This window comes from Achromobacter deleyi (genome assembly GCF_016127315.1).
In the GTDB taxonomy this organism is placed as follows: domain Bacteria; phylum Pseudomonadota; class Gammaproteobacteria; order Burkholderiales; family Burkholderiaceae_B; genus Achromobacter; species Achromobacter insuavis_A.
Genome location: NZ_CP065997.1, coordinates 3,081,756 through 3,107,812 on the forward strand (window position 1 = coordinate 3,081,756; position 26,057 = coordinate 3,107,812).

The 26,057-nt window shown below is 69.3% G+C and carries 27 protein-coding genes; 10 read left to right on the forward strand and 17 right to left on the reverse strand.

The window, feature by feature from the left end; all coding sequences use genetic code 11:
• Window positions 1-71 precede the first annotated feature (71 nt).
• Together I6I07_RS13895 and I6I07_RS13900 are read right to left on the reverse strand one after the other, a co-directional pair.
• Window positions 72-803, reverse strand: coding sequence for a 16S rRNA (uracil(1498)-N(3))-methyltransferase (locus tag I6I07_RS13895; RefSeq protein WP_006390864.1), 732 nt, complete (start codon window positions 801-803; stop codon window positions 72-74).
• 104 nt (window positions 804-907) lie between these two features.
• The gene (locus I6I07_RS13900; protein WP_198487076.1) at window positions 908-1,381 is read right to left on the reverse strand and encodes a hypothetical protein; all 474 of its coding nucleotides are present in this window, start codon (window positions 1,379-1,381) and stop codon (window positions 908-910) included.
• 260 nt (window positions 1,382-1,641) lie between these two features.
• On the opposite strand from I6I07_RS13900, the gene tkt reads away from it, so the two are divergent.
• The 3 genes from tkt to I6I07_RS13915 all read left to right on the forward strand — a co-directional run bounded on the left by tkt (window position 1,642) and on the right by I6I07_RS13915 (window position 5,995).
• The gene (tkt, locus tag I6I07_RS13905; RefSeq protein WP_198487077.1) at window positions 1,642-3,678 is read left to right on the forward strand and encodes a transketolase; all 2,037 of its coding nucleotides are present in this window, start codon (window positions 1,642-1,644) and stop codon (window positions 3,676-3,678) included.
• Window positions 3,679-3,693: 15 nt separating this feature from the next.
• Window positions 3,694-4,704 (forward strand): type I glyceraldehyde-3-phosphate dehydrogenase, encoded by a 1,011-nt coding sequence (gene gap, locus I6I07_RS13910; RefSeq protein WP_006390861.1) that lies wholly within the window; start codon window positions 3,694-3,696, stop codon window positions 4,702-4,704.
• Between the two features lie 97 nt (window positions 4,705-4,801).
• Window positions 4,802-5,995 (forward strand): phosphoglycerate kinase, encoded by a 1,194-nt coding sequence (locus I6I07_RS13915; protein ID WP_198487078.1) that lies wholly within the window; start codon window positions 4,802-4,804, stop codon window positions 5,993-5,995.
• A gap of 101 nt (window positions 5,996-6,096) precedes the next feature.
• On the opposite strand, the gene I6I07_RS13920 is transcribed toward I6I07_RS13915, so the two are convergent.
• Window positions 6,097-7,077 carry a Bug family tripartite tricarboxylate transporter substrate binding protein gene (locus I6I07_RS13920; RefSeq protein WP_198487079.1) on the reverse strand — a complete coding sequence of 327 codons (981 nt, stop codon included), beginning with the start codon at window positions 7,075-7,077 and terminating at the stop codon, window positions 6,097-6,099.
• Between the two features lie 250 nt (window positions 7,078-7,327).
• Here I6I07_RS13920 and I6I07_RS13925 point away from each other — a divergent pair, with 250 nt between their 5' ends.
• A complete protein-coding gene (locus I6I07_RS13925) occupies window positions 7,328-9,019 on the forward strand; it encodes a SulP family inorganic anion transporter (RefSeq protein WP_198487080.1) in 1,692 nt (563 codons plus the stop codon).
• 77 nt (window positions 9,020-9,096) lie between these two features.
• On the opposite strand, the gene fabI is transcribed toward I6I07_RS13925, so the two are convergent.
• The 8 genes from fabI to I6I07_RS13965 form a co-directional block, all read right to left on the reverse strand.
• Window positions 9,097-9,870 (reverse strand): enoyl-ACP reductase FabI, encoded by a 774-nt coding sequence (fabI, locus tag I6I07_RS13930; RefSeq protein ID WP_198487081.1) that lies wholly within the window; start codon window positions 9,868-9,870, stop codon window positions 9,097-9,099.
• Complete coding sequence (locus tag I6I07_RS13935) at window positions 9,867-11,051, reverse strand: acetate/propionate family kinase (RefSeq protein ID WP_198487082.1); 1,185 nt, start codon at window positions 11,049-11,051, stop codon at window positions 9,867-9,869. Before I6I07_RS13935 ends, fabI begins: the two co-directional genes overlap by 4 nt.
• A gap of 54 nt (window positions 11,052-11,105) precedes the next feature.
• Window positions 11,106-12,050: a phosphate acetyltransferase gene (locus I6I07_RS13940; RefSeq protein WP_198487083.1), complete on the reverse strand. Its 945-nt coding sequence runs from the start codon at window positions 12,048-12,050 to the stop codon at window positions 11,106-11,108.
• Window positions 12,047-14,512, reverse strand: coding sequence for a DUF3141 domain-containing protein (locus I6I07_RS13945; protein ID WP_198487084.1), 2,466 nt, complete (start codon window positions 14,510-14,512; stop codon window positions 12,047-12,049). Before I6I07_RS13945 ends, I6I07_RS13940 begins: the two co-directional genes overlap by 4 nt.
• A gap of 184 nt (window positions 14,513-14,696) precedes the next feature.
• Entirely contained in the window at window positions 14,697-15,098 is a 402-nt protein-coding gene (locus I6I07_RS13950; protein WP_061073620.1) for a VOC family protein, read from the reverse strand.
• Window positions 15,099-15,117: 19 nt separating this feature from the next.
• A complete protein-coding gene (yfcF, locus tag I6I07_RS13955; protein ID WP_198487085.1) occupies window positions 15,118-15,753 on the reverse strand; it encodes a glutathione transferase in 636 nt (211 codons plus the stop codon).
• Window positions 15,754-15,838: 85 nt separating this feature from the next.
• On the reverse strand, window positions 15,839-16,168 hold the full coding sequence (locus I6I07_RS13960) for a DHCW motif cupin fold protein (RefSeq protein ID WP_006390851.1): 330 nt from the start codon (window positions 16,166-16,168) through the stop codon (window positions 15,839-15,841).
• Window positions 16,169-16,223: 55 nt separating this feature from the next.
• Window positions 16,224-16,709, reverse strand: a complete 486-nt coding sequence (locus I6I07_RS13965; protein ID WP_006390850.1) for a GNAT family N-acetyltransferase — start codon at window positions 16,707-16,709, stop codon at window positions 16,224-16,226.
• Window positions 16,710-16,898: 189 nt separating this feature from the next.
• Between I6I07_RS13965 and I6I07_RS13970 the strand changes: the two genes are divergently transcribed.
• Genes I6I07_RS13970 through I6I07_RS13980 form a run of 3 tightly spaced genes read left to right on the forward strand, consistent with a single transcriptional unit; the run spans window position 16,899 to window position 18,789 of the window.
• On the forward strand, window positions 16,899-17,846 hold the full coding sequence (locus tag I6I07_RS13970; RefSeq protein ID WP_198487533.1) for a DnaJ C-terminal domain-containing protein: 948 nt from the start codon (window positions 16,899-16,901) through the stop codon (window positions 17,844-17,846).
• Between the two features lie 2 nt (window positions 17,847-17,848).
• Entirely contained in the window at window positions 17,849-18,163 is a 315-nt protein-coding gene (locus I6I07_RS13975; RefSeq protein WP_198487086.1) for a chaperone modulator CbpM, read from the forward strand.
• A gap of 11 nt (window positions 18,164-18,174) precedes the next feature.
• Window positions 18,175-18,789, forward strand: a complete 615-nt coding sequence (locus I6I07_RS13980) for a glutathione S-transferase family protein (protein ID WP_198487087.1) — start codon at window positions 18,175-18,177, stop codon at window positions 18,787-18,789.
• On the opposite strand, the gene I6I07_RS13985 is transcribed toward I6I07_RS13980, so the two are convergent.
• From I6I07_RS13985 to I6I07_RS13995, 4 genes are all read right to left on the reverse strand, one after another.
• Window positions 18,790-19,440, reverse strand: a complete 651-nt coding sequence (locus tag I6I07_RS13985) for a DsbA family protein (protein ID WP_198487088.1) — start codon at window positions 19,438-19,440, stop codon at window positions 18,790-18,792.
• Between the two features lie 100 nt (window positions 19,441-19,540).
• A complete protein-coding gene (locus tag I6I07_RS13990; RefSeq protein WP_198487089.1) occupies window positions 19,541-21,016 on the reverse strand; it encodes an inorganic phosphate transporter in 1,476 nt (491 codons plus the stop codon).
• Between the two features lie 128 nt (window positions 21,017-21,144).
• Window positions 21,145-21,270, reverse strand: coding sequence for a hypothetical protein (locus I6I07_RS31840; RefSeq protein ID WP_006390843.1), 126 nt, complete (start codon window positions 21,268-21,270; stop codon window positions 21,145-21,147).
• Window positions 21,271-21,311: 41 nt separating this feature from the next.
• Window positions 21,312-22,436, reverse strand: coding sequence for a D-alanyl-lipoteichoic acid biosynthesis protein DltD (locus I6I07_RS13995; RefSeq protein WP_198487090.1), 1,125 nt, complete (start codon window positions 22,434-22,436; stop codon window positions 21,312-21,314).
• 281 nt (window positions 22,437-22,717) lie between these two features.
• Between I6I07_RS13995 and mog the strand changes: the two genes are divergently transcribed.
• Genes mog through I6I07_RS14010 form a run of 3 tightly spaced genes read left to right on the forward strand, consistent with a single transcriptional unit; the run spans window position 22,718 to window position 24,636 of the window.
• Window positions 22,718-23,365 (forward strand): molybdopterin adenylyltransferase, encoded by a 648-nt coding sequence (mog, locus tag I6I07_RS14000; protein ID WP_198487091.1) that lies wholly within the window; start codon window positions 22,718-22,720, stop codon window positions 23,363-23,365.
• A 39-nt stretch (window positions 23,366-23,404) separates the two neighbouring features.
• On the forward strand, window positions 23,405-23,752 hold the full coding sequence (locus tag I6I07_RS14005; RefSeq protein WP_198487092.1) for a hypothetical protein: 348 nt from the start codon (window positions 23,405-23,407) through the stop codon (window positions 23,750-23,752).
• Entirely contained in the window at window positions 23,752-24,636 is an 885-nt protein-coding gene (locus tag I6I07_RS14010) for a peptidoglycan DD-metalloendopeptidase family protein (RefSeq protein WP_198487093.1), read from the forward strand. Before I6I07_RS14005 ends, I6I07_RS14010 begins: the two co-directional genes overlap by 1 nt.
• An 89-nt stretch (window positions 24,637-24,725) precedes the next feature.
• Here the strand turns inward: I6I07_RS14010 and I6I07_RS14015 are convergent, their stop codons facing one another.
• Window positions 24,726-25,040, reverse strand: a complete 315-nt coding sequence (locus tag I6I07_RS14015; RefSeq protein WP_198487094.1) for a hypothetical protein — start codon at window positions 25,038-25,040, stop codon at window positions 24,726-24,728.
• 177 nt (window positions 25,041-25,217) lie between these two features.
• Window positions 25,218-25,484, reverse strand: coding sequence for a translation initiation factor IF-1 (gene infA, locus I6I07_RS14020; protein ID WP_006390837.1), 267 nt, complete (start codon window positions 25,482-25,484; stop codon window positions 25,218-25,220).
• Between the last annotated feature and the right edge of the window lie 573 nt (window positions 25,485-26,057).

Sequence of the window (26,057 nt, forward strand, 5' to 3'; positions counted from 1 at the left end):
GGCATTGGCGGCGCTCACGCCCCCCTCGCGCCAGCCATCTGCCTGTCATGCCCCAAGCGCGGGGCGCTTCATTACCAGCCGAGCAATGCCCCAGCGGCTGAAATCAAGGCCAGGCCAGCCGTTTCCGTGCGCAGCACCCGCGGGCCGAACCTGACGGCCTGAACGCCCGCTTCGCGCGCCTGGGCCAATTCCTTGTCCGACCAGCCGCCCTCGGGGCCGACCAGCAGCGTCAGTGACGCCAGGCCGGGCGTGGCGCCGAGCAGGCCGGCCAGGTCGGTGTCGGCCTCCGGGTGGCACAGCAGGCGCAGGCCATCGGCGGGCTGCGCCAGCCAGTCGGCCAGCGCCACGGGCGCGTCGACCGCCATCAGGCGGTTGCGGCCGCATTGTTCGGCGGCCGACTGGGCGATGCGCTGCCAGTGGGCCACCCGTTTTTCGAGTCGTGGGCCGGCCAGTTGCAGCACGCTGCGCTGCGCCGCGATCGGGCTGACCCGGGCGGCGCCCAGTTCCACGGCCTTTTCCACCACCCAGTCCATCTTGTCGCCGGCGGGCAGGCCCTGCACCAGCGTGATGCGGCCGGCCAGCTCGGCTTCGCGCGGATCGAACGCGCCCAACTGGGCGAAACCGGCCTTGCCCTCGATTTCCAGCACCGCCGGGTATTCGCCGCCCTGGCCGTTGAACAGCGCCACGGTTTCCCCCGCGCGCAGCCGCAACACCCGGATGGCGTGGTGCGCCAGGGCCTCCGGCAGGGCGATGCGGGCGCCGGCGGACAGGGGAGCGTCGCAGAAGAAGCGGGGAGCGGACATGGGTGATGCGGTAATGGACGGACGGCGGACGTGGGGCCGGGCGCAGACCCGGGGCGCGGCACCGGGCAGCGGCCCGGAGACTTAGGGGCGGGCCGGTGGCCCGGTCACCTGAGCGCGTAGCCTACCACCTTGGTGCCCCAGTCGATCAGGTTGGGGGCGCTGGACGCCAGTTGCAGCGTCAGCAGGGTCAGGAAGCCGACCGTCATTTTCTTGTCCAGGCGCAGGAGGTCGTGGCGCACCTCGGCCAGGTCTTCGTGGGTGGCGAAGCGCTTGAGTTCCTCGCGAGTGGGCAGTTGCGCGACGACTTCGACGAGTCTGTCGAATTGGTCCTGGGCGGCGCGCCTGGCGATGTCGCGTTCGAGTTCAGCCCTTTCGCGGGCGTAGTCGACCCGTGACAGGGCATAGGCGTGGAGTTCGGCGCGCGCCTCGTCCTGCGAGCGCTTGAGCAGATCGGCCTCGCCCTGCAGGCGGGCTTGTTCCAGCGCCTGCGCCACCGCGATGGCGCGTTCCTCGCCCAGCGCGTTGCGCAAGGCCAGGATGCCGGCGGCGGGAATGGTGAAGCTCAACATGGCAATCATGATACGGATTCCAACAAGGGGCTGTGCCAAGCCATCATGAATGTCGGACCGGCCCGCCGCAATTGTGGCAACTACGCCATGACATTGCGGTCTCCCCCCGGGGGCCGCCACGATTTCCCCCAGGAGCATCGTCCATCTGGCGGACCCCGCCGCCTGTCGCCGGACGGGTCATCCCCAGGTGTTAAAATCGTCTGCTTCGCAACCTACTCAACTGGCCCCCATTTCCTGCGTGGGCGCGCCAGCCTCAAAGAGCCTTCCGAATGAGCAATCCGACCGCCCCTAAACTTGCCTTGGCGGATGCCATCCGCGCCCTCGCGATGGATGCCGTGCAACAAGCGAACTCCGGGCACCCGGGTGCTCCCATGGGCATGGCGGAAATCGCCCAGGCCCTCTGGATCGGCAACCTGCGCCACAACCCCAAGGATCCCGCCTGGGCCAACCGCGACCGCTTCGTGCTGTCCAACGGCCACGGCTCGATGCTGATCTACGCGCTGCTGCACCTGACCGGCTACGACCTGCCGATCGAAGAACTGAAGAATTTCCGCCAGCTGCATTCCAAGACGCCGGGCCACCCCGAAGTAGGCATCACCCCGGGCGTGGAAACCACCACCGGCCCGCTGGGCCAGGGCCTGGGCAACGCCGTCGGCATGGCGCTGGCCGAAGCGCTGCTGGCCGCCGAGTTCAACAAGCCCGGCCACGCCATCGTCGACCATCACACCTACGCCTTCACCGGCGACGGCTGCCTGATGGAAGGCATCTCGCACGAAGTGTGCTCGCTGGCCGGCACGCTCAAGCTGTCCAAGCTGGTGGTGCTGTATGACGACAACGGCATCTCGATCGACGGCCACGTCGAGCACTGGTTCGCCGACGACACCGCCAAGCGCTTCGAAGGCTACGGCTGGAACGTCATCCGCGGCATCGACGGCCACGACGCCGCCGCCGTGGACGCCGCCATCAAGGCCGCCCGCGCGCAATCGGACAAGCCCACGCTGATCGTCTGCCGCACCGTCATCGGCAAGGGTTCGCCCAACATGGCCGGCACCCACAACGTGCACGGCGCCCCGCTGGGCAAGGACGAGATCGCCGCCACCCGCGCCGCGCTGGGCTGGTCGGCCGAGCCGTTCCAGATCCCGCAGGACATCTACGACGGCTGGGACGGCCGCAAGACCGGCGCCGCCGCGCAGGCCGAATGGCAGTCGGCGTTCAACGCCTACGCCGCCGAATTCCCGGCCGAGGCCGCCGAGTTCACCCGCCGCATGAAGGGCGAGCTGCCCGCCGGCTACGCCGACCAGTTCCAGGCGTTCCTGAACGCCACGCTGGAAAAGGCCGAGACCGTCGCCACCCGCAAGGCCTCGCAGTTCGCGATCACGGCGCTGGCCGCCGCGCTGCCGGAAATGCTGGGCGGCTCGGCCGACCTGACCGGTTCCAACTTCACCGACTGGAAGGGCGTCGCCGCCGTCCGCGCGGGCGACAAGGGCATCCAGTTTGGCCGCCACATCAACTACGGCGTGCGCGAATTCGGCATGGCCGCCATCATGAACGGCGTGGCGCTGCACGGCGGCTACCTGCCGTTCGGCGGCACCTTCCTGACGTTCTCGGACTACTCGCGCAACGCCATCCGCATGGCCGCGCTGATGAAGCAGCGCGTGGTGCACGTGTTCACGCACGACTCCATCGGCCTGGGCGAAGACGGCCCGACCCACCAGTCGATCGAGCACGCCTCCAGCCTGCGCCTGATCCCCAATCTGTCGCTCTGGCGTCCCTGCGACACGGCCGAAACCGCCGTGGCCTGGAACGTCGCCGTGACGCGTCCGGCCAGCATCGGCATGGACGTGCATGACGGCGGCCCGACGGCCCTGCTGCTGTCGCGCCAGAACCTGCCGTTCGTGCCGCGCGATGCCGCCACCGTGGACGCCATCGCCCGCGGCGGCTACGTGCTGCGCGACGCCGACGGCGCCCGCGCCGTGATCATCGCCACCGGTTCCGAAGTCGCCATCGCCCTGGATGCGCAAGCCCAGCTGGCCAAGGACGGCATCGCGGTGCGCGTGGTGTCCATGCCGAGCACCGACGTGTTCGACAAGCAGGACGCCGCCTGGAAGCAATCGGTGCTGCCCAAGGGCCTGCCGCGCGTGGCCGTCGAGGCCGGCGTGACCGCCTTCTGGCACAAGTACGTGGGCCTGGAAGGCGCCGTGGTCGGCATCGACCGCTACGGCGAATCGGCCCCCGCGGGCGCGCTGTTCAAGTTCTTCGGGCTGACCGCCGACAAGGTGGCCGAGACCGTCAAGCAAGTTCTGTAAAAAAGGAGCCTAGTCATGACCATTCGCGTCGCCATCAACGGTTACGGTCGCATCGGCCGCAACATCCTGCGTGCCCACTACGAAGGTGGCAAGAAGCACGATATCGAAATCGTCGCCATCAACGACCTGGGCGATCCCAAGACCAACGCCCACCTGACCCGCTACGACACCGCCCACGGCAAGTTCCCGGGCACCGTCGAAGTCGACGGCGAGTTCATGGTCGTCAACGGCGACAAGATCCGCGTGCTGGCCAACCGCAACCCGGCCGAACTGCCGTGGGGCGAGCTGAAGGTCGACGTGGTGCTGGAATGCACGGGCTTCTTCACGACCAAGGAAAAGGCCGGCGCGCACATCAAGGGCGGCGCCAAGAAGGTCATCATCTCGGCCCCCGGCGGCAAGGACGTTGACGCCACCGTCGTCTACGGCGTCAACCACGGCGTGCTGAAGTCGACCGACACCGTCATCTCGAACGCGTCGTGCACCACCAACTGCCTGGCCCCGCTGGTCAAGCCGCTGAACGACAAGCTGGGCCTGGAAAACGGCCTGATGACGACCGTCCACGCCTACACCAACGACCAGGTCCTGACCGACGTCTACCACGAAGACCTGCGCCGCGCCCGTTCGGCCACCATGAGCATGATCCCGACCAAGACCGGCGCCGCCGCCGCGGTCGGCCTGGTGCTGCCGGAACTGAACGGCAAGCTGGACGGCTACGCCATCCGCGTCCCGACCATCAACGTGTCGATCGTCGACCTGTCCTTCGTGGCCAAGCGCGACACGACCGTCGAGGAAGTGAACAGCATCCTGAAGGCCGCCTCGGAAGGCGAACTCAAGGGCATCCTGGACTACAACACGGAACCCCTGGTCTCGGTGGACTACAACCACAACCCGGCCTCCAGCACCGTCGACGCGTCGCTGACCAAGGTCTCGGGCCGCCTGGTCAAGGTCTCGTCCTGGTACGACAACGAGTGGGGCTTCTCGAACCGCATGCTCGACACCACCGTCGCGCTGATGTCGGCCAAGTAAGCATCGCTGTCGAACCGAAGGGGACGAACAGGTTTTCCGCCACGGCGGAAAGCGGGTTCGTCCCCTTCGTTCGCCAACTCTAGGGAAAGCAAAGCATATGTCCAAGGTCAATACCCTGTCCGCGCTGGCCAAGGCCGGCGCCCTGTCCGGCAAGCGCGTGTTCATCCGCGCCGATCTGAACGTGCCGTTCGATGACGCCGGCCGCATTTCCGAAGACACCCGCATCCGCGCCTCGGTGCCCGGCATCCGCCTGGCGCTGGACGCCGGCGCCGCGGTGATGGTTACCTCGCACCTGGGCCGTCCGAAAGAAGGCGAGCTGACCGAGGCCGATTCGCTGGCCAAGGTCGGCCAGCGCCTGTCCGAGCTGCTGGGCATGCCGGTGCCGCTGGTGCAGAACTGGGTCGACGGCGTCAAGGTCGAGCCGGGCCTGGTGGTGCTGCTGGAAAACTGCCGCGTCAACGTCGGCGAGAAGAAGGACGACGAGGCGCTGTCGCGCAAGATGGCGGCGCTGTGCGACGTCTACGTCAACGACGCTTTCGGCACGGCGCACCGCGCCGAGGCCACCACGCACGGCATCGCGCGCTTCGCGCCGGTGGCCTGCGCCGGCCCGCTGCTGGAAGCCGAGCTGGACGCGCTGGGCCGCGCGCTGCATGAGCCCAAGCGCCCGCTGGTGGCGATCGTCGGCGGTTCCAAGGTGTCGACCAAGCTGTCGATCCTGCAATCGCTGGCCGACAAGGTCGACCAGCTGGTGGTCGGTGGCGGCATCGCCAACACCTTCATGCTGGCGGCCGGGCTGTCGATCGGCAAGTCGCTGGCCGAGCCGGACCAGGTGGACCAGGCGCGCGCCGTGATCGAACTGATGAAGCAGCGCGGCGCGGATGTGCCGATCCCGGTGGATGTGGTGTGCGCCAAGGCGTTCGGCGCGGACGCCGAGGCCACCGTGAAGGCGGCCGATGAGGTCGCCGCCGACGACATGATCCTGGACATCGGCCCGCAGACCGCGCAGCAGCTGGCCGAGATCCTGAAGCAGGCCGGCACCATCGTCTGGAACGGCCCGGTGGGCGTGTTCGAGTTCGACCAGTTCGCCAATGGCACCAAGGTGGTGGCGCAGGCGATCGCGGATTCCGAGGGCTTCTCGATCGCGGGCGGCGGCGACACGCTGGCGGCGATCGCCAAGTACGGCATCGGCGAGCAGGTCGGCTACATCTCGACCGGCGGCGGCGCGTTCCTGGAGTTCCTGGAAGGCAAGACGTTGCCGGCGGTGGCCGTGCTGCAAGAGCGGGCCCAGTAAGTCGCTGGCCAGGCTCGATGAAAAGCCGCTCCCTTGGGAGCGGCTTTTTCATGGGCGATTCGCGTGCGGCGGGGGCGGCCATCGCCGCCCCCGCGCCGTGGCTACTCCATCTTCGCGCCCGACAGCTTGACGATGCCGGCGTAGCGGTCGATCTCGGCGCGCATGAAGTCGCCGAAGGCGGCGGGTGTCTGGGCCGCGGGGACGATGGCGCCCATGGATTCCATGCGCTGGCGCATGGCGGGGTCGGCGGTGATGGCGTTGATGTCGCGGTTCAGGCGCGCCACGATGTCGTCGGGCGTGCCGGCGGGGGCGACGATGCCGTACCAGGCGGAGGCGTGCATGTCGCTGACGCCGGCCTCGGCGAAGGTGGGCACGTCCGGCAGGGCGGGCAGGCGCTGGCGCGAGGCGACGGCGAGGGCGCGCAGGGCGCCGGCCTGGACCTGGGCCAGCGAGCCGGTGTCGATCATCATGTCGACCTGGCCCGCAAGCAGGTCGGAGACCGCGGGGCCGCTGCCCTTGTAGGGGATGTGCAGGATGTCGACGCCGGTGCGGGCCTTGAACATGGCGCCCGCCAGGTGCTGGGACGAACCGACGCCGCCCGAGCCGTAGTTGAGCTTGCCGGGCGCGGCCTTGGCGGCGTCGACCAGCTGCTGCGCCGACTGGTAGGGCGACTGCTTGGGCACTTCGAGGATGTTGGGGATCTCGGCGACGAAGGCGACGGGCGTGAAGTCCTTGATCGGGTCGAAGCCCAGGCGCGCATACAGGTGCGGGTTGGCGGCGTTGGTCGAGCTGGTGGCGACCAGCAGGGTGTAGCCGTCGGGCTTCTCGCGCACGAAGGCGGCGGTGCCGATGTTGCCGCCGGCGCCGGCCTTGTTGTCGACGATGACGGTCTGGCCCAGGCGTTCGGTCAGGCGCTGCGCGAGCATGCGGCCCAGGGCGTCGGTGGCGCCGCCGGGGGGCCACGGCACCACCAGCTTGATGGGGCGGTCGGGGTAGGCCTGGGCCTGCGACAGGGCGGGGGCGACGGCGAGCGCGGCCAGGGCGAGCGCGCTCGCGGCGCGGCGCAGGAATGCGTGGGGCATGGAGTCTCCTGATGCGCGATCCGGCAAGCGGCCGCGTTTGTTGTGTCCAGGACTCTACGCAATCCCCCACTTGATAAAAAGGGATAAATATTTAAGGAATTTCATTCCTTTTGGGAATGGTGTGCCTTGTCCAGACGCCCTGGCGGGGCGGTTTGATGTGCCATCGGTTTTGGGGACGTAGACTGGTGTAGGCTTGGCGCTCGCCCGCGCCCCGCGGTTTCCTCTCCCGTTTCCTCCGCTTCGCCGCTCCATGAATCTACGATTTCTTCCTGGCCTGAACAATTTCCGGGGCATCACCCGGGAGTCCGCCGGCCGCGATATCGCCGCGGGGTTGAGCGTGGCCGCGGTGGCGCTGCCGGTGGGGCTGGCCTATGCGGCGATGATGGGGGTGCCGCCGGTGGCGGGGCTGTGGGCGGCGATCGCCGGCATGCTGGGCTACGCGCTGTTCGGCTCCTCGCGCACGCTGATCGTGGGGCCGGACACGGCCACCTGCACGCTGATCGCGGCGACGCTGACGAGCATGGCGCTGACCACGCCCGAGGACCGCCTGGTGGCCGCCACCGGCATCGCGCTGACGGTCGGGGTGGGCTGCCTGATCGCGCGGCTGCTGCGCCTGGGCGTGCTGGCCAACCTGCTGTCGCGGCCGGTGCTGATCGGCTACATGGCGGGGGTGGCAGTGACGCTGGCGTTGTCGCAACTGAGCGGCCTGACCGGCGTGGGGCTGCGCAACAGCGGGCTGGTGCATCCGTTCCTGGAGTTGTCGCGGCGGGTGTCGGAGATCCGCATTCCGACGCTGTGCCTGGGGCTGGCGTCGTGCCTGCTGCTGGTGGCGATCAAGCGCTGGCGGCCGACCTGGCCGGGGCCGATCATGCTGGTGGTGGGCGCCTGCCTGCTGTCGTGGCTGTTCGATTTTCCCCGCCTCGGCATTGCGGTGGTGGGCGAGGTGCCGGCGGGCCTGCCGGCGCTGCGCCTGCCGGTGCGGCTCGAAGGCGTGGACAACATCCTGCTGGGCGCGGCGGGCGTGCTGGTGGTGAGTTTTTCCAGCGGCATTGTGACGGCGCGCAGCTTTGCCGCGCGCACTGGCGAGCACGTGGATCCGAACCGCGAGCTGGTCGGCTTCGGCGCGGCCAACGTGGCCGCGGGGTTGTTCCAGGGGTTCGTGGTGACCGGGGCCGATTCGCGCACGGCGGTGGGGCTGGCGGCGGGCGGCTCGTCGCCGCTGGTCGGCGTCAGCGCGGCGGTGGCGCTGGCGCTGGTGGTGGGCCTGCTGAGCGCGCCGCTGTACTGGCTGCCGCAGGCGGTGCTGTCGGCGATCCTGCTGCTGGCGGCCGCCAGCCTGTTCGACGGCCAGGCCTTCATGCGGCTGGCGCGGATTTCGCGCATCGAGCTGGCCTTCGGCATCCTGGCGGCGGTGGGCGTGGTGGGCTTCGGCGTGCTGCAGGGCGTGGCGGTGTCGGTCGGCGCCACGCTGCTGTACGCCATGTATGTGTCGGGCAATCCGCGCGACGCGCTGCTGGGCCGGCTGCCGGGCGAGTCGGTGCTGGGCAAGATGCACCTGAACCCGCAGGCGCAGCCGGTGCCGGGCACGGTGATCTGGCTGTTCGAGTCGTCGGTGTGGTTCTTCAACGCCGATGCATTCCGGCGGCGCGCGCGCGAGATCATCGAGCAGGCTGGCGACGCCACCTGGTTCGTGCTGGACGCCGAGGCCATGACGCAGGCCGACGCCGACGCCATCGAGGCCTTGTACGAACTGCGGCGCGAGCTGCGCGACCGCGGCATGGTGCTGCTGGTGGCGGGCGGCCACGGCCAGTTCCGCATGGCGCTGGAGCGTTCAGGCCTGGCCGAACGCATCGGCCGCGACAAGATATTCCCGTCGCCCGAGCAGGCGGTCGAGGCCATCGAGCGCTGGCGCCAGGGGCCGGCGCCTGCCACTTTGTCCTGACCATGCTGGCGGACGACGCTGTCGCCGCGCCATCCGTCCATGCCGATCCGTGCAAGCGACCGGGCCGCGGGCGGTCCTCAGTCGATGATGTGATAACCGCCGTCGATGTATAGCGTCTGCCCGGTCATGCGGCGGGCGGCGTCGGTGGCGAGCCAGGCGGTGGCTTCGCCGACGTCGTCGATCGACACCAGGCTGCGCGCCGGCGCCTTGGCCTGGGCGCGGTCGAGCAGCGCGTCGAATTCGGCGATGCCCGAGGCCGCGCGGGTCTTGAGCGGCCCGGGTGAAATGGCGTGCACGCGGATGCCCTGCGGGCCGAGTTCGGCGGCCAGGTAGCGGGTGGCCGATTCCAGCGCGGCCTTTACCGGGCCCATCATGTTGTAGTGTTCGACCACCATCTGCGAGCCGTAATAGCTCATGCAGAACAGCGCGCCGCCACCGGGCATGAGCGGTTCGGCCAGCTTGGCCATGCGGATGAACGACCAGCACGACACGTCCATCGCCGTCAGGAAGCCGGCGCGCGAGCAGTCGGTGACGCGGCCATGCAGGTCGTCACGCGGGGCGAAGGCGATCGAGTGCAGCACGAAGTCCAGGCCGCCCCATTCGGCGGTGACGCGTTCGAACACGGCTTCCAGTTCACCCTCGCGCAGCAGGTCCAGCGGCATCAGCAGCGATGCGTCCACCTGGCGCGCCAGCGGCTCGACGTGCGGGCGCGCCTTGTCGTTCAGGTAGGTCACCGCCAGTTCCGCGCCCATGGCGCGGAATGCCTTGGCGCAGCCCCAGGCGATGGAGTCGGCGTTGGCGACGCCGGTGACCAGGCCGCGCTTGCCGGCAAGAGGCAGGGCGGCGTTCATCGTTGCTTCACCAGGGCCAGGGTGTGCTGGGCGATGATCAGCTCTTCATTGGTGCGCACCACGTACACGCCGATGCGGCTGTCGTCGCTGGAAATGCGCGGCCCGTGGTGCGCGTTGCGCTCGGGGTCGAGCTTGATGCCGAGCCAGCCCCAATGCTCGCTGATGGCCTGGCGGATCTCGGCCGAGTTCTCGCCGACGCCGGCGGTGAAGACGATGCCGTCGATGCCGTTCATGGCGCAGCCCAGGCCGATCATGCCCTCGGCCACGCGCCAGGCGAAGTACTTGAGCGCCAGCCTGGCCGACGGCGCGTCGCTGGCCAGCAGTTCGCGCATGTCGTTGCTGATGCCGGACAGGCCCTTCATGCCGCAGTCGTGGTACAGCACGTGTTCGATGTCGTCGTGCGACATGCCTTGTTCCATCATCCACAGCACCACGCCGGCATCCAGGCGGCCCGGCCGCGTGCCCATCGGCAGGCCCTCGAGCGCGGTGAAGCCCATGGTGCTGTCGACGCTCTTGCCCTGGTGCATGGCGCAGGCCGACACGCCCGACCCCAGGTGCGCGGCGATGATCTTGCCCATCGCGATCTCGGGCAGCGCCTGGCGCAGCCGCTGCGCGATGTACTCGTACGACAGGCCGTGAAAGCCATAGCGCCGCACGCCTTGTTGGTACAGATGTTCGGGCAGGGCGTAGCGGTCGGCCACGTCCGAATGGCTGCGATGGAAGGCGGTGTCGAAGCACGCCACCTGCGGAATCCACGGACGGCGCTCGCGGATCACGCGGATCGGCGCCAGGTTGTTGGGCTGGTGCAGCGGCGCCAGCGGCGTGAAGGTGTCGAGCTTGGCCAGGATGGCGTCGTCGATCAGCACCGGCTCGGACAGGTCGGGGCCGCCATGCACCACGCGGTGGCCCACGGCCAGCGGCGCGCCGCCCAGGTGGCCGCTGAGCCAGGTGCCGACCACTTCCTGGCCGTTGGGCACGTCGGGCGCGTGGCTGGGCGCGATGTCGCGTTCCACCAGCGTCTGGCCGGCGGCGTCGCGCACCCGCAGGCGCGGATGGCTGGTGCCGATGCCTTCGAGCTGGCCGCCCAGGCGCGGCGCCAGGGCCTGCTTGTCGTCGATGTCGTACAGGTAGAACTTGATGCTGGAACTGCCGGCGTTGATGACGAGAATGGTGTCGGACATGGAGTCGATCGCCTCTTGATGCAACGGACAAGGCGGGGCCTCGGCCCCGCCGCTTCAGGCCAGCGGACGCGCCTGCTGCGTGGCCAGGTGGTGCGCGTAGATCGCCGCTACCGCGCACGATGCCAGGCGCGAGCGCGGGCTGTCGGCGCGGCTGGTCAGGATGATCGGCACGCGCGCCCCCAGCACGATGCCGGCGGCCTCGGCATTGGCCAGGAACGTCAGGTTCTTGGCCAGCATGTTGCCGGCTTCCAGGTCGGGCACCACCAGCACCTGGGCCACGCCCGCCACCAGCGAGCGGATGCCCTTGATGCGGGCGGCGTCGGGGCTGATGGCGTTGTCCAGCGCCAACGGGCCGTCGAGCACGCCGCCGGCGATCTGGCCGCGGTCGGCCATCTTGCACAGCGCGGCGGCCTCGATGGTGCTGGGGATGCTGGGCGTGACCTGCTCCACCGCCGACAGGATCGCCACGCGCGGCTCGCCCAGGCCCAGGCCGTGGTGCAGGTCGATCACGTTGCGGATGATGTCGGCCTTGGTTTCGAGGTCGGGGAAGATGTTGATGGCCGCGTCGGTGATGAACAGCGGCTCGGCGTAGGTCGGCACTTCCATGATGAAGACATGGCTGATGCGCCGGCCGCTGCGCAGGCCGGTGGCGCGCGCCACGACTTCGTGCATCAGTTCGTCGGTGTGCAGGCTGCCCTTCATCAGCAGCGAGGCCTCGCCGCCGCGCACCAGGGCCACGGCGGTCTCGGCCGCGGCATGGCTGTGCGGCGCGTCGACGATGCGGGCGTCGCCCAGGTTCAGCTTGTGCTGCGCGGCGGTGTCGCGGATCTTGAGTTCCGGCCCCACCAGGATGGGACGCAGCAGCCCGAGGTCACGCGCTTCCAGCGCCGCCGACAGCGACGGCTCGTCGCAGGGATGGGCGATGGCGCAGGCCGCGGGCGCCAGGGTCTGGGCGCGCGCGATGAGTTTGTCGTAGTGCGTGGAGGTGGGCAGGCTCATTCCGGTTTGGCCTTGGCGGTGACGGGTTTGCGGACGCGCACGGGCGCGGCTGCTTTCTTGCGGGCGGCGGCCTTGACGGCCGCTTGCGGCGCGGACTTGGCGGCGGCGGCCGCGGCGGCGCGGCGCGGGCGGGCGGCGGGCGCCGCGGTTTCCGCCGATGGCGCGGCGCCGCGTTTTGCCGCGGCCGGCTTGCGGCCGGCGGCTTGCGCCGGGGCCGACGGTTCCAGTTTCGCGGCCGCGGCGCGCACCGCCTTGCGCGCGCTCGGCGCCGGTTCATCTTTCTGCGCGCGGCGCGCGGCGGTCTCGAAGATCTGTTCCATCTCGGCCAGGCTGGCGCGCGCGGCGGGGCTCAAGGGCTGGGCCGCCTCCAGCACGTGCTTCATGGTCTCCAGCGCCTCGCGGATGGCGGCCGGCGACGAGCCTTCAAGCAGCTTGGGCATGGTCTGCAGCACGGCGGCCGAGTCCAGCCGCATCATCATGGCCTGGTCGCGGGTGATGTCCTTGAATTCCTGCAGCGTCATGGCGTTGCCGGCCTCGGCGCGCATCTTGCGGATCAGCGCGAAGCTACGCTCGTCCAGGCCGCCCTCGGCGCCGGCCACGTACAGCAGCATGCGGATGGCCGCGACGCGCAGGCCGCCTTCCTGCAGCAGCGAACGCAGCTCGGCGGCGCGTTCTTCCATGAAGCGGCGGTGTTCTGGCGACACGCCGGGGTGGCGGCGCGGCTGGCTGTCCTTGCCGCCCAGGCCGGCCAGGTCCTGCACCAGCGGCGAGCCGTAGACGCCCATGAAGGTGCGCTCGTCGGCCGAGTCGCGCAGTTCCTGGAAGATGTTCAGGCTGGTCTCGATCAGCTTCGAGAACATTTCCTGCGCCTGCAGGAACGGGTTGTCGGCGGACACCGGCTGGCGCTGCTCGCGCACCTGCTCGGCCACTTGGGCGATGGGCGCGATCAGCGGGTTGCGGTCGGACACCAGCTCATAGGGCAGGCGTAGCGGATGCAGGCGCTGGCTCCATTCGGCCGACTGCGGCGTCACCAGGGCGCGCACCCAGGGCTGCACGAAGCTGCGGTACATGCCCAGGTTGATGTCGGAGATGCGGGCCACGGCGGCAAAGCGCAGGTCGTCGTCTTCCTTGCGCTCGACGATGGCGCGCACGTCGTCCATGCGGCGCTGCTCGAACGACAGCACGTAGTTGCCGTAGGCCAGGTCGGCGTTGGGCGTGTCCGGCGTCTTGTCGGCGATCTCGGCCTGGTAGATGCCCGGCGGCAGCACATCGATCATGTCGATGTTGGAAGTGAATTCCTGGTGTTCCTTGCGCGCCACGCTGCCGGACACGAAGATGCCCAGGTGGCCGATGCTTTCATGCACGGCGTAGACGATGGTCTGGTCGTGCGCCAGCACCTCGGCGTCGTCCTGGTACAGGTCGGGGATCCAGCCCAGCGCCTGCGGCGGCGGGGTGATGTTGTCGCCCTTGGAGCAGAACACCACGATCGGCGAGCGGATGTTGCGCAGGTCGATGCGGATGCCGTCGGACGTGACCAGCCCGGCGGTCGACAGGCGGTTGCCGACGAACAGGTTGTCGACGATGTACTGGATTTCCGGCCCGTTCAGGAAGACGTGGCCGCCCCACCATTTCTCGAAGCTCAGGTAGCGGCCGGCCTCGGTGTCGACCTTGGAATACAGGTTGTACTGCTTGGACCAGAGCGTGTTGGCGGGGTTGAGGTTCTCGAAGTTCTGCACCAGCCAGGCGCCATCGAACTTGCCGTCGCCCAGATCGCTGGTCAGGGCGGTGAGCCAGCTGCCGCCAAGCAGGCCGCCGGCGTAGCGCATCGGATTCATGCCGCGCCAGCCGGCCCAGTAGGACAGCGGCGCGCCGGCGATGATGATGGGGCCGAACAGCTCGGGACGCACGGCGGCGGTCATCATGATCTGCCAGCCGGCCTGGCAATTGGCCACCACCACCGGCTTGCCCTCGGCGTCGGGATGGCGGGCGATGATCTCTTCCAGGAAGTGGGCCTCGGCCATCATCACGTCTTCGACGGTCTGGGTCGGCACCGGCTGCGGCAGGAAGGTGGCGAAATAGCAGGGATGGCCGGCGCGTACCGCCACGCCGATCTCGCTCTCGGGCTTGAAGCCGCCGATGCCGGGGCCGTGGCCGGCGCGCGGATCGACCACCAGGAAGGGGCGCTTGATCGGATCGACCGTCACGCCTTCCGGCGGCTTGATGCGCAGCAGGCCGTAGTTGACCGGACGCGGCAGCTCGCGGCCGTCCAGCACCAGCTCGTACTCCATGCTGAGCACATTGGGGGCCCGCTTGGCCATGTGGTCATGGTACTGGTTGCCGCGCTGGCGCATCACGTCGGCGAACAGGACGCCGCGCTGCCAGGCATCCACGGCATATTCATAGGCGGCCGTCCAGGGATTGAAGGACGGGGCGGGGACGCGATCGTTGCCGGATCCGGCCATGGCGATCTCCTGTAGGTAGCTCCCGGCAGCGGGTGCTACCGGACCGGTTCCTCAAGTGGAACCAGCTGACTTGACCCCCCCATTACACCTGATTGGATGTTGCATCGCAACATGGGGACGGTTGATGCAAGTCAAACGCCCGGGACTATCCGTCCCTTCTTGATTGCCGCGTCCATGTCGGGCCTCATGCGGCGTCGTGGCAGACGGCTTCGATGCGGTTGCCCGACGGGTCCGACAGGAAGGCGGCGTAGTAATGCGGATGATAGTGCGGCCGCAGGCCCGGGGCGCCGGCATCCTGTCCGCCGTGGGCCAGGCCGGCAGCGTGGAAGGCGTCCACGGCGGCGCGGCTGGCGGCCTTGAAGCACCAGTGGCGGCGCGCCGGCGGCGTCGGCGACGCGGCGGGATCGGCCTGGATGCTCAGGTAGGTATGGCCGGCATCGCCGGGGCGGCAGCGTTCGCCATAGCCCAGGGCGTCGGCGTGGTCGTAGACCTTGGCCGCGCCCAGGGCCGCCATGACGGCGTCGTAGAACGGCCGGGCGCTGTCGAGCCCGGCGACGCTGATGGAGACGTGATCCAGCAATTGCATGGCGGCTCCGGGGCAGGGCTCAGGCGCGGGCCGCCGCGTTGTGCTCCAGCCATTTGCGGACCGAGGGACGCTGCCACTGGGTCTCGGCATAGTCGCGCAGCGGATCGGGCAGGCCGTCCAGCCACAGGCGGCGCAACGCCACCGCCAGGTCCAGGTCGGCCAGGCACCATTCGTCGAACAGGGTCGACTGGCCCGCGCCGATCAGCGCGCCGGCCACGTGGATCAGCTTGGCCGCGGCCGAATGGCCGGCGTCCGACAGCGGCTCGCCGGCGCAGTCGTAGAAGACCGTTTCGGTCGGGCGTTCCTGGCGCAGGGCGCCCAGGTCGCTGCGCAGCCAGGCCTGCAGCTGGCGGGCGCGGGCGCGCTCGCGCGGCTGGGCCGGATACAGCGCGGTACAGGCCGGCGCCGGGTGCAGGTCTTCCAGGTACTCCGCGATCGCGGTGGACTCGGTCAGATTGAAGTCGCCGTGCGTCAGGGCCGGCACGCGCGCGGTCAGGGCGCGGCATTGGTACGGCTGCATGCGCTGTTCGCCCGCGTCGAGGTCGATCATGCGGACCTCGAACGGCAGCTGTTTCTCGGTCAGCGCCACATAGGCCGACATGGCGTAGGGGCTGAGGAATTGGGAATCGACGAACAACGTAAACGGGGCGCCCAAGTGCATCTCCGGTCAGGCGGTGGATAAATGGGGTCTATGACGCAAAGCGTAACGCAATTGAAATTTCGCGTGTCGCGCCGATGCGTCAGTCGACGATGAAGAGCTTGGCGCCGACGGCGGTGGACGAGCGGTGCGGCTCGGCCTGGTCGGCCACCTGGTAGCTCATGCCCGGGGTCAGCACGAAGGTGCGGCCGTCTTCCAGCTCGGTGTGCAGCTCGCCTTCCAGGCAGAACAGGATATGGCCCTTGCTGCACCAGTGGTCGGCCAGGTAGCCGGGCGTGTATTCGACCATGCGCACGCGCAGGTCGCCGAACTGGCGGGTGCGCCAGTAGGCCTTGCCGGTGTCGCCGGGATGCTCGGTGGGTTCGACCTCGGACCAGTCGGTGGTGCCGAAGGGGATGTTGCTCATCTTCATGGTGGTGTTTCCCTTGGGGGCGGCGCGCCCCGCGCGCAGCGAAAAAGTGGAGGGCTCAGGCGGCCAGTTTCTTCTGCCAGAACATGGCGCGGCCGGTGTCCTCGTCCAGCGAGTAGCCTTCGTAACCCAGCTTGCGGTACAGGCCCTGGGCGACGTCGTTGCCTTCCAGCACTTCCAGCGTGATCTTGCAGCAGTCGAGCTGGCGGGCGCGGTCTTCCAGCGCGGCCAGCAGCTGCTTGCCCACGCCCTGGCCCTGGAAGCGCGGCGACACGGCCAGATCGTGCAGGTTCACCAGCGGGCGGCAGGCGAAGGTCGAGAAACCCTCGAGGTAGATGGCCACGCCGGCCGCGGCGCCGTCGACCCGCGCCAGCAGGGCGCGCGCCGTCGGCCGCTTGGCCAGTTCCGCGATCAGGTTGCGCTGCGCGTACTCGGGCAGGGGCGTGCTGCCGCCCATGGGGCCGCTGGCGTATTCGTTGAGCATGGCCAGCACCTGCTGGCCGTGTTCCGGGTTGTTGAAGTCGACGTCGATGATTTCCAGCACGATCGGTTCCTGTTCAGGGGCGGCCCCGCCCGTGGCGGCGGGTGGCGCGACCGTCAATTATGCGCGAAGCCGCGCGACGGGTCGAAGCGCATTGAAAAATCGCGCCATAGCCCCTATCTTCTCTCTGTTCAGGGCCGAATCCGGCGCGAGCCGCCGCCTTTGGCTGCAACCCTCACCATGGGCTGGAAAATGGAGTTCAAGGACTACTACAGCATTCTTGGGGTGGAGCGCGGCGCCTCCGAAGACGACATCCGGCGCTCCTACCGCAAACTCGCCCGCAAGTACCACCCCGACGTCAGCAAGGAAAGCGACGCCGAGGCCCGCATGCGCGACGTCAACGAAGCCTACGACGTGCTGCGCGACAAGGAAAAGCGCGAGGCCTACGACAACCTCGCCGCCGGCGTCTCGCCCGGGGGCGGATTCCAGCCGCCGCCCGGCTGGGACGAAGGGTTCGAGTTCCATCGCGGCGCCGCCTCCGGCGAGGAGGCGCAGTTCAGCGAGTTCTTCTCGTCGCTGTTCGGCGGCCGCGGCCGCCGCGCGCAGGGCGCGGGGCGCGAACAGGAATTCCGCGCCCGCGGCGACGACCACCACGCGGCCATCGAGGTCGATCTCGAGGACGCGCTGCAAGGCGCCACCCGTGACATCAGCCTGCGCTCCATGACGGTCGACGACCAGGGCCGCCCGCAGGTGCAGACGCGCACGCTCAGCGTGCGGATCCCGCCGGGCGTGCGCGAGGGCCAGTTCATCCGCCTGGCCGGGCAGGGCATGCCGGGCTATGGCGGCGGCGAGAACGGCGACCTGTACCTGGAGGTGCGCTTCAAGCCCCATGCGCGCTACCGCGCCGAGGGCCGCGACCTGTACATGACGCTGCCGGTGGCGCCCTGGGAAGCGGCGCTGGGCGCCCAGGTCAACGCCCCCACGCCGGGCGGCACGGTCGAGGTCTCGGTGCCGGCCGGGTCCGGCAACGGCCGCAAGCTGCGGCTGCGCGGCCGCGGCATTCCGGGCGACCCGCCCGGCGATCTGTACCTGGTGCTGGAGCTGGCGCTGCCGCCGGCCGACAGCGACGCGGCCAAGGCGGCCTACCGCAAGATGCAGCAAGACCTGCCGTTCAATCCGCGGCGCCACCTGGGGGTCTGATCATGAAGAAAGTCGTCATCAGCAGCGCCACCGTGGTGGGCAAATCGCAACCGCTCAGTGCCGACGACCTGGCCCGCGCCTGCGGGGCCGAGGTCGACTGGGTGGTGCAGCTGGTCGAGGTCGGCATCGTCGACGCCAGCGGCCCGGGCCCGGCGGAATGGCGCTTCTACAGCCTGGACCTGCAACGCGCGCTGGACGCGCGCCGCCTGGAGCGCGATTTCGGCGCCGGCCTCGATGCCGTGGCGCTGATCCTGGACCTGAGCCAGGAGGTGCGCCGCCTGAAGGCGCAACTGCGCGCGCTGGGCGCCGACGAATAAGGAGACAGACCATGCTGACCCTCTATCACGCGCCGCGCTCGCGTTCGTTCCGGATTCTCTGGTTGCTGGAAGAGCTGGGCGTGCCCTACGACACCGAGATGGTGTCGATTCGCCGCCGCGACGGATCCGGCCATATCGCTCCCGACTACATCGACATCCACCCGCACGGCAAGGTGCCGGCGCTGGTGCACGACGGCGTGCCGGTGTTCGAGACCCCGGCCATCGCGCTGTACCTGACCGATCTCCATCCCGAGGCCGGCCTGGGGCCCGTCGTGGGCGATCCGCAGCGCGGCCCCTACCTGACCTGGCTGTCGTATTCCACCGGCGTGTTCGAGCCGGCCATGACCGAGCGCGCCTTCAAGACGCCGCACCAGCACGGCACGATGGGCTGGGGCTCGGCCGACGAGGTCGAGCAGGTCGTGACCCGCGTGCTGCAATCGCGCCCGTATTTCCTGGGCGAGCATTTCAGCGCGGTCGACATCGTGCTGGGCGGCACCTTGCAGTTCATGATGCAGGTCAAGCTGATTCCCGAGAACCCGGTGTTCTCGGGCTATGCCGAACGGCTGGCGGCGCGTCCGGCGATGCACCGCGCGCTGCAGCGCGAGGGCGACATCGGCGAGTCCTGATTACCTGAGGCGTTCGCGCAGGTCCGCCTGCCATTGCGACGGGCGGCCCAGGTAGCGGCCCGGTTCGAGCACGCTGAAGGCGCCGTCGCGTTCCAGCGCCAGCGTCGGGAAGCCCGAGCCGCGCAGGCGCTCCAGCAGCGCGCGGCTTTGCGCGATGTGGCGATCGGTGGCGTCGCCGGCCGTGGCGTCATAGGCGGCCTGGAAAGCCGCGCCGTCCAGGCCGATATCCTCGGCCAGGCGGCGCAGTTCGGCGGGATCGGCGATGCGCAGGCCCTGCACGTAGTGCGCGCGTTGCAGGCGCTGCAGCATGTCCAGGCCACGTCCATCCAGGGCCTGGGCGGCCAGGATCGCGGTGGTGGGCGGGGCCGAATCGAACACCGCGCCGCTGTCGCGCAGCAAGCCGTCGAAGTAGTCCGGGCCGAACACCTGGCCGGTCAGGCCGGCAATGCGTTCATCGTGCGGCATGACATAGCGGCGCAGCGCGTCGGTGACCGGCTGGCGGTTGCCGCCGGTCATCATGCCGCCGCCGTGCAGCGCGATGGCCAGGCCGTCGATGCCGCGGGCGGCCTGCACCAGCGGCGCGGCGCCGTAGCACCAGCCGCACAGCGGGTCGTGGATGTAATGCAGGGTGGGAAGGGAAGAGGTAGCCATGGCGCCATGGTAGAGGCGCGTGCGCGCCGGAACTAGCCCGGCGCGGTAGCCACAGTGTTGCGCCGGCCGTGCAGATGATCCGCGCGGCCGGGGCGGGGCGTCAGCCCGCGATCTGCACGCCGATCCAGAACAGGCCGGCCGCCAGCAGCATCGAGGCGGGCAGGGTCAGGATCCAGGCCAGCAGGATGTTGCGCACCGTGCCGCCCTGCAGGCCGCTCTTGTTGGCGATCATGGTGCCGGCCACGCCGGACGACAGCACGTGGGTGGTGGACACCGGCAGGCTGAAGACGTTGGCCAGGCCGATGGCGCCGACCGCGGTCAGCTGCGCCGACATGCCCTGTGCGTAGGTCATGCCCTGCTTGCCGATCTTTTCGCCCACCGTCAGCACCACGCGGCGCCAGCCGACCATGGTGCCGGCGCCCAGCGCCAGCGCCACCGCCACGATCACCCAGAAGGGCGCGTATTCGGTGGTGGCGGTCAGGTCGGCGCGCAGGCGCTGCAGGTCGGTGCGTTCGCGCGCGGGCAGGCCTTCGATGCGCGCCACCTTCTTGGCGGTGTCGTCCAGGCACAGCAGGTAGCGGCGCACGTCGATGCGCTTGGCCGCCGACAGGTCGGCGTAGTTGCTGACGCCGTGCAGGTCGGCCTGCAGCGCGTCGATGGTGGCCAGGGTCAGTTCGGGATCGCAGCGGAAGGTGCGCGGCAGGTCCGAGGCCGAGCCGGTGCGCTTGAGCGCCAGGAAGTCGCCCAGCATGGCTTCGTTGCGCTGGTAGAACGCGCTCAGGTGGGTGGCGGCGTCGCGTGTGCGCTCGATCTGGTAGGTGGTGCTGTTGGTGTCCAGCACGAAGTTGGCCGGCACGATGCCGATCAGCACCAGCATGATCAGGCCGATGCCTTTCTGGCCGTCGTTCGAGCCGTGCACGAAGCTCACGCCCATGGCCGACAGCACCAGCACCAGGCGGTTCCAGAACGGCGGGTGCTTCTTGTTGTCGATGGCGCGGCGCTGCTCGGGCGTCTTGTGCATCTTCGACAGCGGCAGCCAGCGCTTGAGCGCCAGCAGCAGGCCGCCGGCCACCAGGAAGCCGGCCACCGGCGACACCACCAGCGAGGCGCCGATGTCGATCGCCTTGCCCCAGTTCACGCCCTCGGCCAGCGGCAGGTCGGTGATCAGCGCGTTGGCCAGGCCCACGCCCAGGATCGAGCCGATCAGCGTGTGCGAGCTGGAGGCCGGGATGCCGAAATACCAGGTGCCCAGGTTCCAGGCGATGGCCGCGGCCAGCATGGCGAACACCATGGCCAGCCCGCGCCCGGTATCGACGTTGATCAGCAGTTCCACCGGCAGCAGGTGGACGATGGCGTAGGCCACGCCGACGCCGCCCAGCAGCACGCCGAGGAAGTTGAAGATGCCGGAGAGCACCACCGCCAGGTGGGGCGGCATGGCCTTGGTGTAGATGACCGTCGCGACGGCGTTCGCCGTGTCGTGGAAGCCATTGATGAATTCGAAGGCCAGGACGAACGTCAGGGCCAATGCAAGGCTGAGGCCAACCCAGAGGTCGAGGCCGTGAAAGAGGGTGGACATGGAGGCGGGGGAGGTTCCGGCGGAGGCCAGATTATTACAGATTTGTGACCTGCCCCTGGTTGCGTCAGACAACTTTTGCCGTTCGCCGCGTCCGGCAACCGGCCCTCCCCCGCCCCGCGCCGGTCGCGCTAGAACTTCTGGTACTGGAACTCGATTTCCAGCGGTTTGCCCAGGTTGGCCGAGGTGTCGGCCTGGATCATCATGACCGCCAGCAGGCCCAGGTAGAGCAGGCACAGCCACAGGGTTTTCTTCATCGCGCGGCGTCCGGGACGGGAAGGGGTGGGTTGGGGGGCGTTCATGGACGGAAGACCTCGGCGATGCGCTGGTTCACCCGCAGCCAGCCCAGTTCGCCCAGGTGCTGCACGTCGCGCAGGGTGCCGATCTCGTAGGGCGCGTCGTACATGTCCATGCAGGTCATGGCGTAGCGCGCGCACAGCGCGTCGACCTGGCGCTGCACGGGCGTGAAGCGGTCCAGGTCCCTGAAGACCATCGGGTGCAGCGGCTGCATCACGAACAGCGCGTTGACGCCGTGGTTGCGCAGCAGCCGCATCAGCGCTTCCAGTTCGCGCAGCTCGTCCCTGCCCGTCAGCGGCTGGGGCTGGAAGGCGGTCTTGCCGCCGGCCGGCACCGCCTGCAGGTATTTGTCGAAGAACTCGTCGCGCACGGCGTAGCGGTTGCGCGTCATCTGCGCCTGTTCGGCGTCCTGCGCCTCGCGCGCCAGGGCGTCCCAGTCCACCACCCGGGCCGCCGCCGTGGGGCCGGCGGCTTCCTGCTCGGGCGCGGGGGCGGCATGCGCCGGCGTCCACAGCCCGATCAGCCGCTGGCGAAAGACGTAGGCCTGCTCGGCCGCCATCGACCACGCCACCCGGGCGTCGCCCTTGTCGCGCAGCCAGCGCGTCACCTGTTCGCGGCCCTCGGGCTGGCGCAGCAGGCGCGGCAGCAGGGGATTGGCGTGTTCGCGGAACTCATCCGGGCCCAGCCCGCCGTCGCCGTCGAACCAGCCCGGCGACACCATGATGACGACGCGCGAGGCGGACGACAGTTCGTCGGCCAGCGCCGCCAGCACCAGTTGCATGCCCAGCGACTGGAAGCCCGAATGGCCGTAGGCCATGACCGGCATGCGCAGCTCGTCGGCCAGGAAGCGGTAGGGCACGAAGCGCAGGTCGGTGCTGGTCAGCTCGGACGAGCCCAGCACCACCAGCCGGTCGCCGGTGCGCAGCGCCTGGCTCAGCCGCGACAGGTTGCGGGTCTGGTCTTCCAGGGTGTTGCCGAGGTTGTGGATATAGACGCCCGTCGCCGCTTCGGCGCAGGGGCCGGTGCGCAGGGCCAGCCAGTGCCAGGCGCCCCAACCCGCGGCCAGCGCGACGGACAAGGCCAGCGCCGCCGCCAGCGCATGCTGCCCAAGGGTGCGTGTGAACATGAGGAACCAGGAAGGCGCGGCGCGCGGATCGGGGTGAAAGAGAAGATTGTGAGCGGATGTTATCCAGCCCCCATGACCGAGACAAGGGCGCAAACCCGCGGGTGCCCGCGGATTCCCCTTTTTGCCACAGGGAGACCTGCGCCGCCGCGGGGCCGCCCGGCGGAGAATGCGATAGCATCCTTGTCTGGCGGGGTCCTGGATTTCCAGGATTGACCGCGCCCCCGGCCCGCCGGCGGCGCCCGTTCCCCCGCGCCTTCCGTCCACTCCACGCCCGAGCGCCCATGACCGCCCCTACCCGTATCGCCCGCCGCCATCCCGACGAACTGATCATCGGCCTGGTGTCGATTTCCGACCGCGCGTCGGCCGGCGCCTACCAGGACGAGGGCCTGCCGTCGCTGCGCGCCTGGCTGGGCGGCGCCCTGGCCTCGCCGTGGCAGGCGGTGGACCGGCTGATCCCCGACGAAGCCGCCCGCATCTCCGATACGCTGATCGAGCTGGTCGACACCTGTGGCTGCGACCTGGTCCTGACCACCGGCGGCACCGGCCCGGCGCGGCGCGACGTCACGCCCGAGGCCACGCTGGCGGTCGGCACCAAGGAAATGCCGGGCTTCGGCGAGCAGATGCGCCAGATCAGCCTGCGCTTCGTGCCCACCGCGATCCTGTCGCGGCAGGTCGCCGTGATCCGCGAGCGGCCGGCGCATGCGGCCCTGATCGTGAACCTGCCGGGCCAGCCCAAGGCCATCCGCGAGACCCTCGAAGGCCTGAAGGCCGACGACGGCTCGACGCTGGTGCCGGGCATCTTTGCCGCCATTCCCTATTGCATCGACCTGATCGGCGGGCCCTACGCCGAGACTCGTCCCGAGGTCATCGCCGCGTTCCGCCCCAAGTCGGCGCGCCGCCCGCAGCCGTCGCCGGACGCTGCGGTATAGTTGGCCGCCTCTTTCCATTCATTGCCAGAGAGTCCTGATATGAAGGTCCGTACCGCCTTGTCCCTTGCCGCCGTCGTGCTCGCCGTGTCGGCCTGCGCCAACGTCAAAGACGTCCGCGACCGCGATCCGGTGTTCTACGGCTCGACCCCGCGCACGGCCGAGGAATACACCAACTGCGTCGCCGCCGCCTGGAAGGACCAGGGCGTGCGCTTCGAGCGCAAGGCGGTGCGCAACGGCTTCGAGCTGATCCAGTCGGACAGCCTGGGCGTCGAGGCGGTGCTGACCACCACGACCTGGAAGGGCAAGACCGAGACCCGCCTGTCGACCCGCATCGCGCGGCGCGACCAGAGCATCATCGAACCGGCCAACCTGTGCCTGCAGCAGTGATGCCGCAACGCCGAGACATGCTGCGGCTGGGCCTGGCCGCGGCCGCGGTGTGCCTGGCCCTGCCGGTGCGCGCCAGGCAGGCGCCGGCAGCGCAACAGGGCGGCTTCATCAGCCGCAAGCTCAATGCGCCGGTGCCCGGCGGTGTCGCGGTACTGGCGCTGGGCGACGCGGCGACGGCGCCCGAGGTCACCTACCGCGACCGCCGCGTACTGGTGGTGCGCGAAGACGGCAAGCAATGGATCGCCGTGGTCGGCATCCCGCTGGCGGTCAAGCCCGGCCAGCAGGAAATCTCGGTGCGCGACGCCGCCGGCACGCGCCAGTTGCCGTTCACCGTGCGCGCCAAGGAATACGTGGCCCAGCACATCACGCTGAAGAACCCGCGTCAGGTCAACCCCGACCCGGACGACATGAAGCGCATCGAGCGCGAGATGGCCGAGCAGAGCGCCGCCAACCGCGCCTACCGCGCCGGGGTCACGCCCAGCAACCTGCTGCTCGACCGCCCGGTCAGCGGCGGCCGCCTGTCCAGCCCGTTCGGCCTGCGTCGCTTCTTCAACGGCGAAGAGCGCAATCCGCATTCCGGCCTGGATTTCGCCGTGCCCGCCGGCACGCCGATCAAGGCGCCGGCCGCGGGCGTGGTGTCGCTGGTGGGGGATTATTTCTTCAACGGCAAGACCGTCTTCCTGGACCATGGCCAGGGCTTCGTGAGCATGTTCTGCCACATGTCGGCGATCGACGTGAAGGTGGGCGACGCCGTGGCGCGGGGCGGGGTGGTGGGCAAGGTCGGCGCGACCGGCCGGGCGACCGGCCCGCACCTGCACTGGAACGTCAGCCTGAACGATGCGCGGGTCGATCCCGCGATCTTTATCGGCGCCTTCAAGCCCTGACGCCGCCGGAGCCCGCGGGCGCGGCAAAACCGCGCCGGGCGCCGGCGCCGCTTTGAAACTCAATGGCTGGGGAAAGGGCCGGGCCGCCTTCAGGCGGTGGCCGCCTGCGGCGCGGGCACGTCCTGCGGCTGCTGCAGGGAGATGCGATGCAGGACGTACTGGTGCATGCGCTCGGCGTACATCATCTGGTCCAGCATGCCGTGCAGCTGCACTTCCTGCTCGTCCAGGCAGTTGTCGTACTTGGTCTTGGCCTCGGCGTAGGTCAGGCCGGTATTGCGCAGGCTGTTGATGAACGCTTCACGCGATTGATGCAGCAGGCGCAGGCCTTCTTCCCCCTTGGCGAATCGTCTTCGCGTCAGGGAGAGCTGGTCGGCCGCTTCTTTCAATTCCTGTGTCAGATCCATCTTGCTGCTTCATGCGTGTTCCGCCGGGCCTGGCGCCGGGGGAGCGCCATTCTTTCACGAACCGGGGTCTTGCGCATTACTACGGCAGGGCGCGCGCGAGTTTAAGGCCATGGGGCAACCCGCGGCAGGGCGCCCGCCGTGGCGACGGCAGGCCGGCGAGGACGCCGGCCCCGCGGCTCAGCGGCGGTACTGCTGGGGACGGCTGGTCGGGGCGGGGCCGCGCTCGTCCTTGTGGCGGAAGTTGATGCGGCCCTTGGTCAGGTCGTACGGCGACATTTCCAGCGTGACGCGGTCACCGGCCAGGATGCGGATGCGGTGCTTGCGGATGCGGCCCGAGGCGTAGGCGCCGACTTCGATGCCGTTGTCCAGCGTGACGCGGTAGCGGCTATCGGGCAGCACTTCGTCAACGATGCCGTCCAGTTCGATGAGTTCTTCTTTAGCCATTCTCTACTCCTTGATCAATACGCGCCGCCATGCCGTCGGCATGGCGCGCCACCCGGGGATGGCGAGCGCGTCGGACTCTGTTAGCCAGGTCCAGCGGTTGAACGTAAAACGTCCGGGCAAGCGCGGGTATGGGCCACGGCATCCCAAGTGGATGTCTGAAATGACGGATACTCGCGCCGCGAGGGCAGTGTGCGCGTGATGCGCAGCTTGGTCGCGGGTCGGCGTTTGTGGCGCGTCGCCGGAAGAAGCGGGTTGGAGTGTCTGCTGCGATACCGGGCGGCGCGGGTCGCGCCACGGGGCAAGGGCAGGTTTCACCCAAGAAAACCGGTTGCAGCGTTGCAGGAATGCCGGGCGTAAGTCCGGCCAGACCCGACACTGCGGGTAGGTACTCAGACTGCCACCGTGGGTTGGCACTCAATGGTGTGAACGAAGCCCGGTTTTTGCGGAAAAATCACGGACTTATGTTACTGCAAAGCGCAATGATTAGCCAGTTTTTATCCGCCCTGACGGCGTGATAGTTGCTATTGAACGACTGTGCGCTGCGCGATCCGGCCGCTGGAAAAGCGGGTGGCG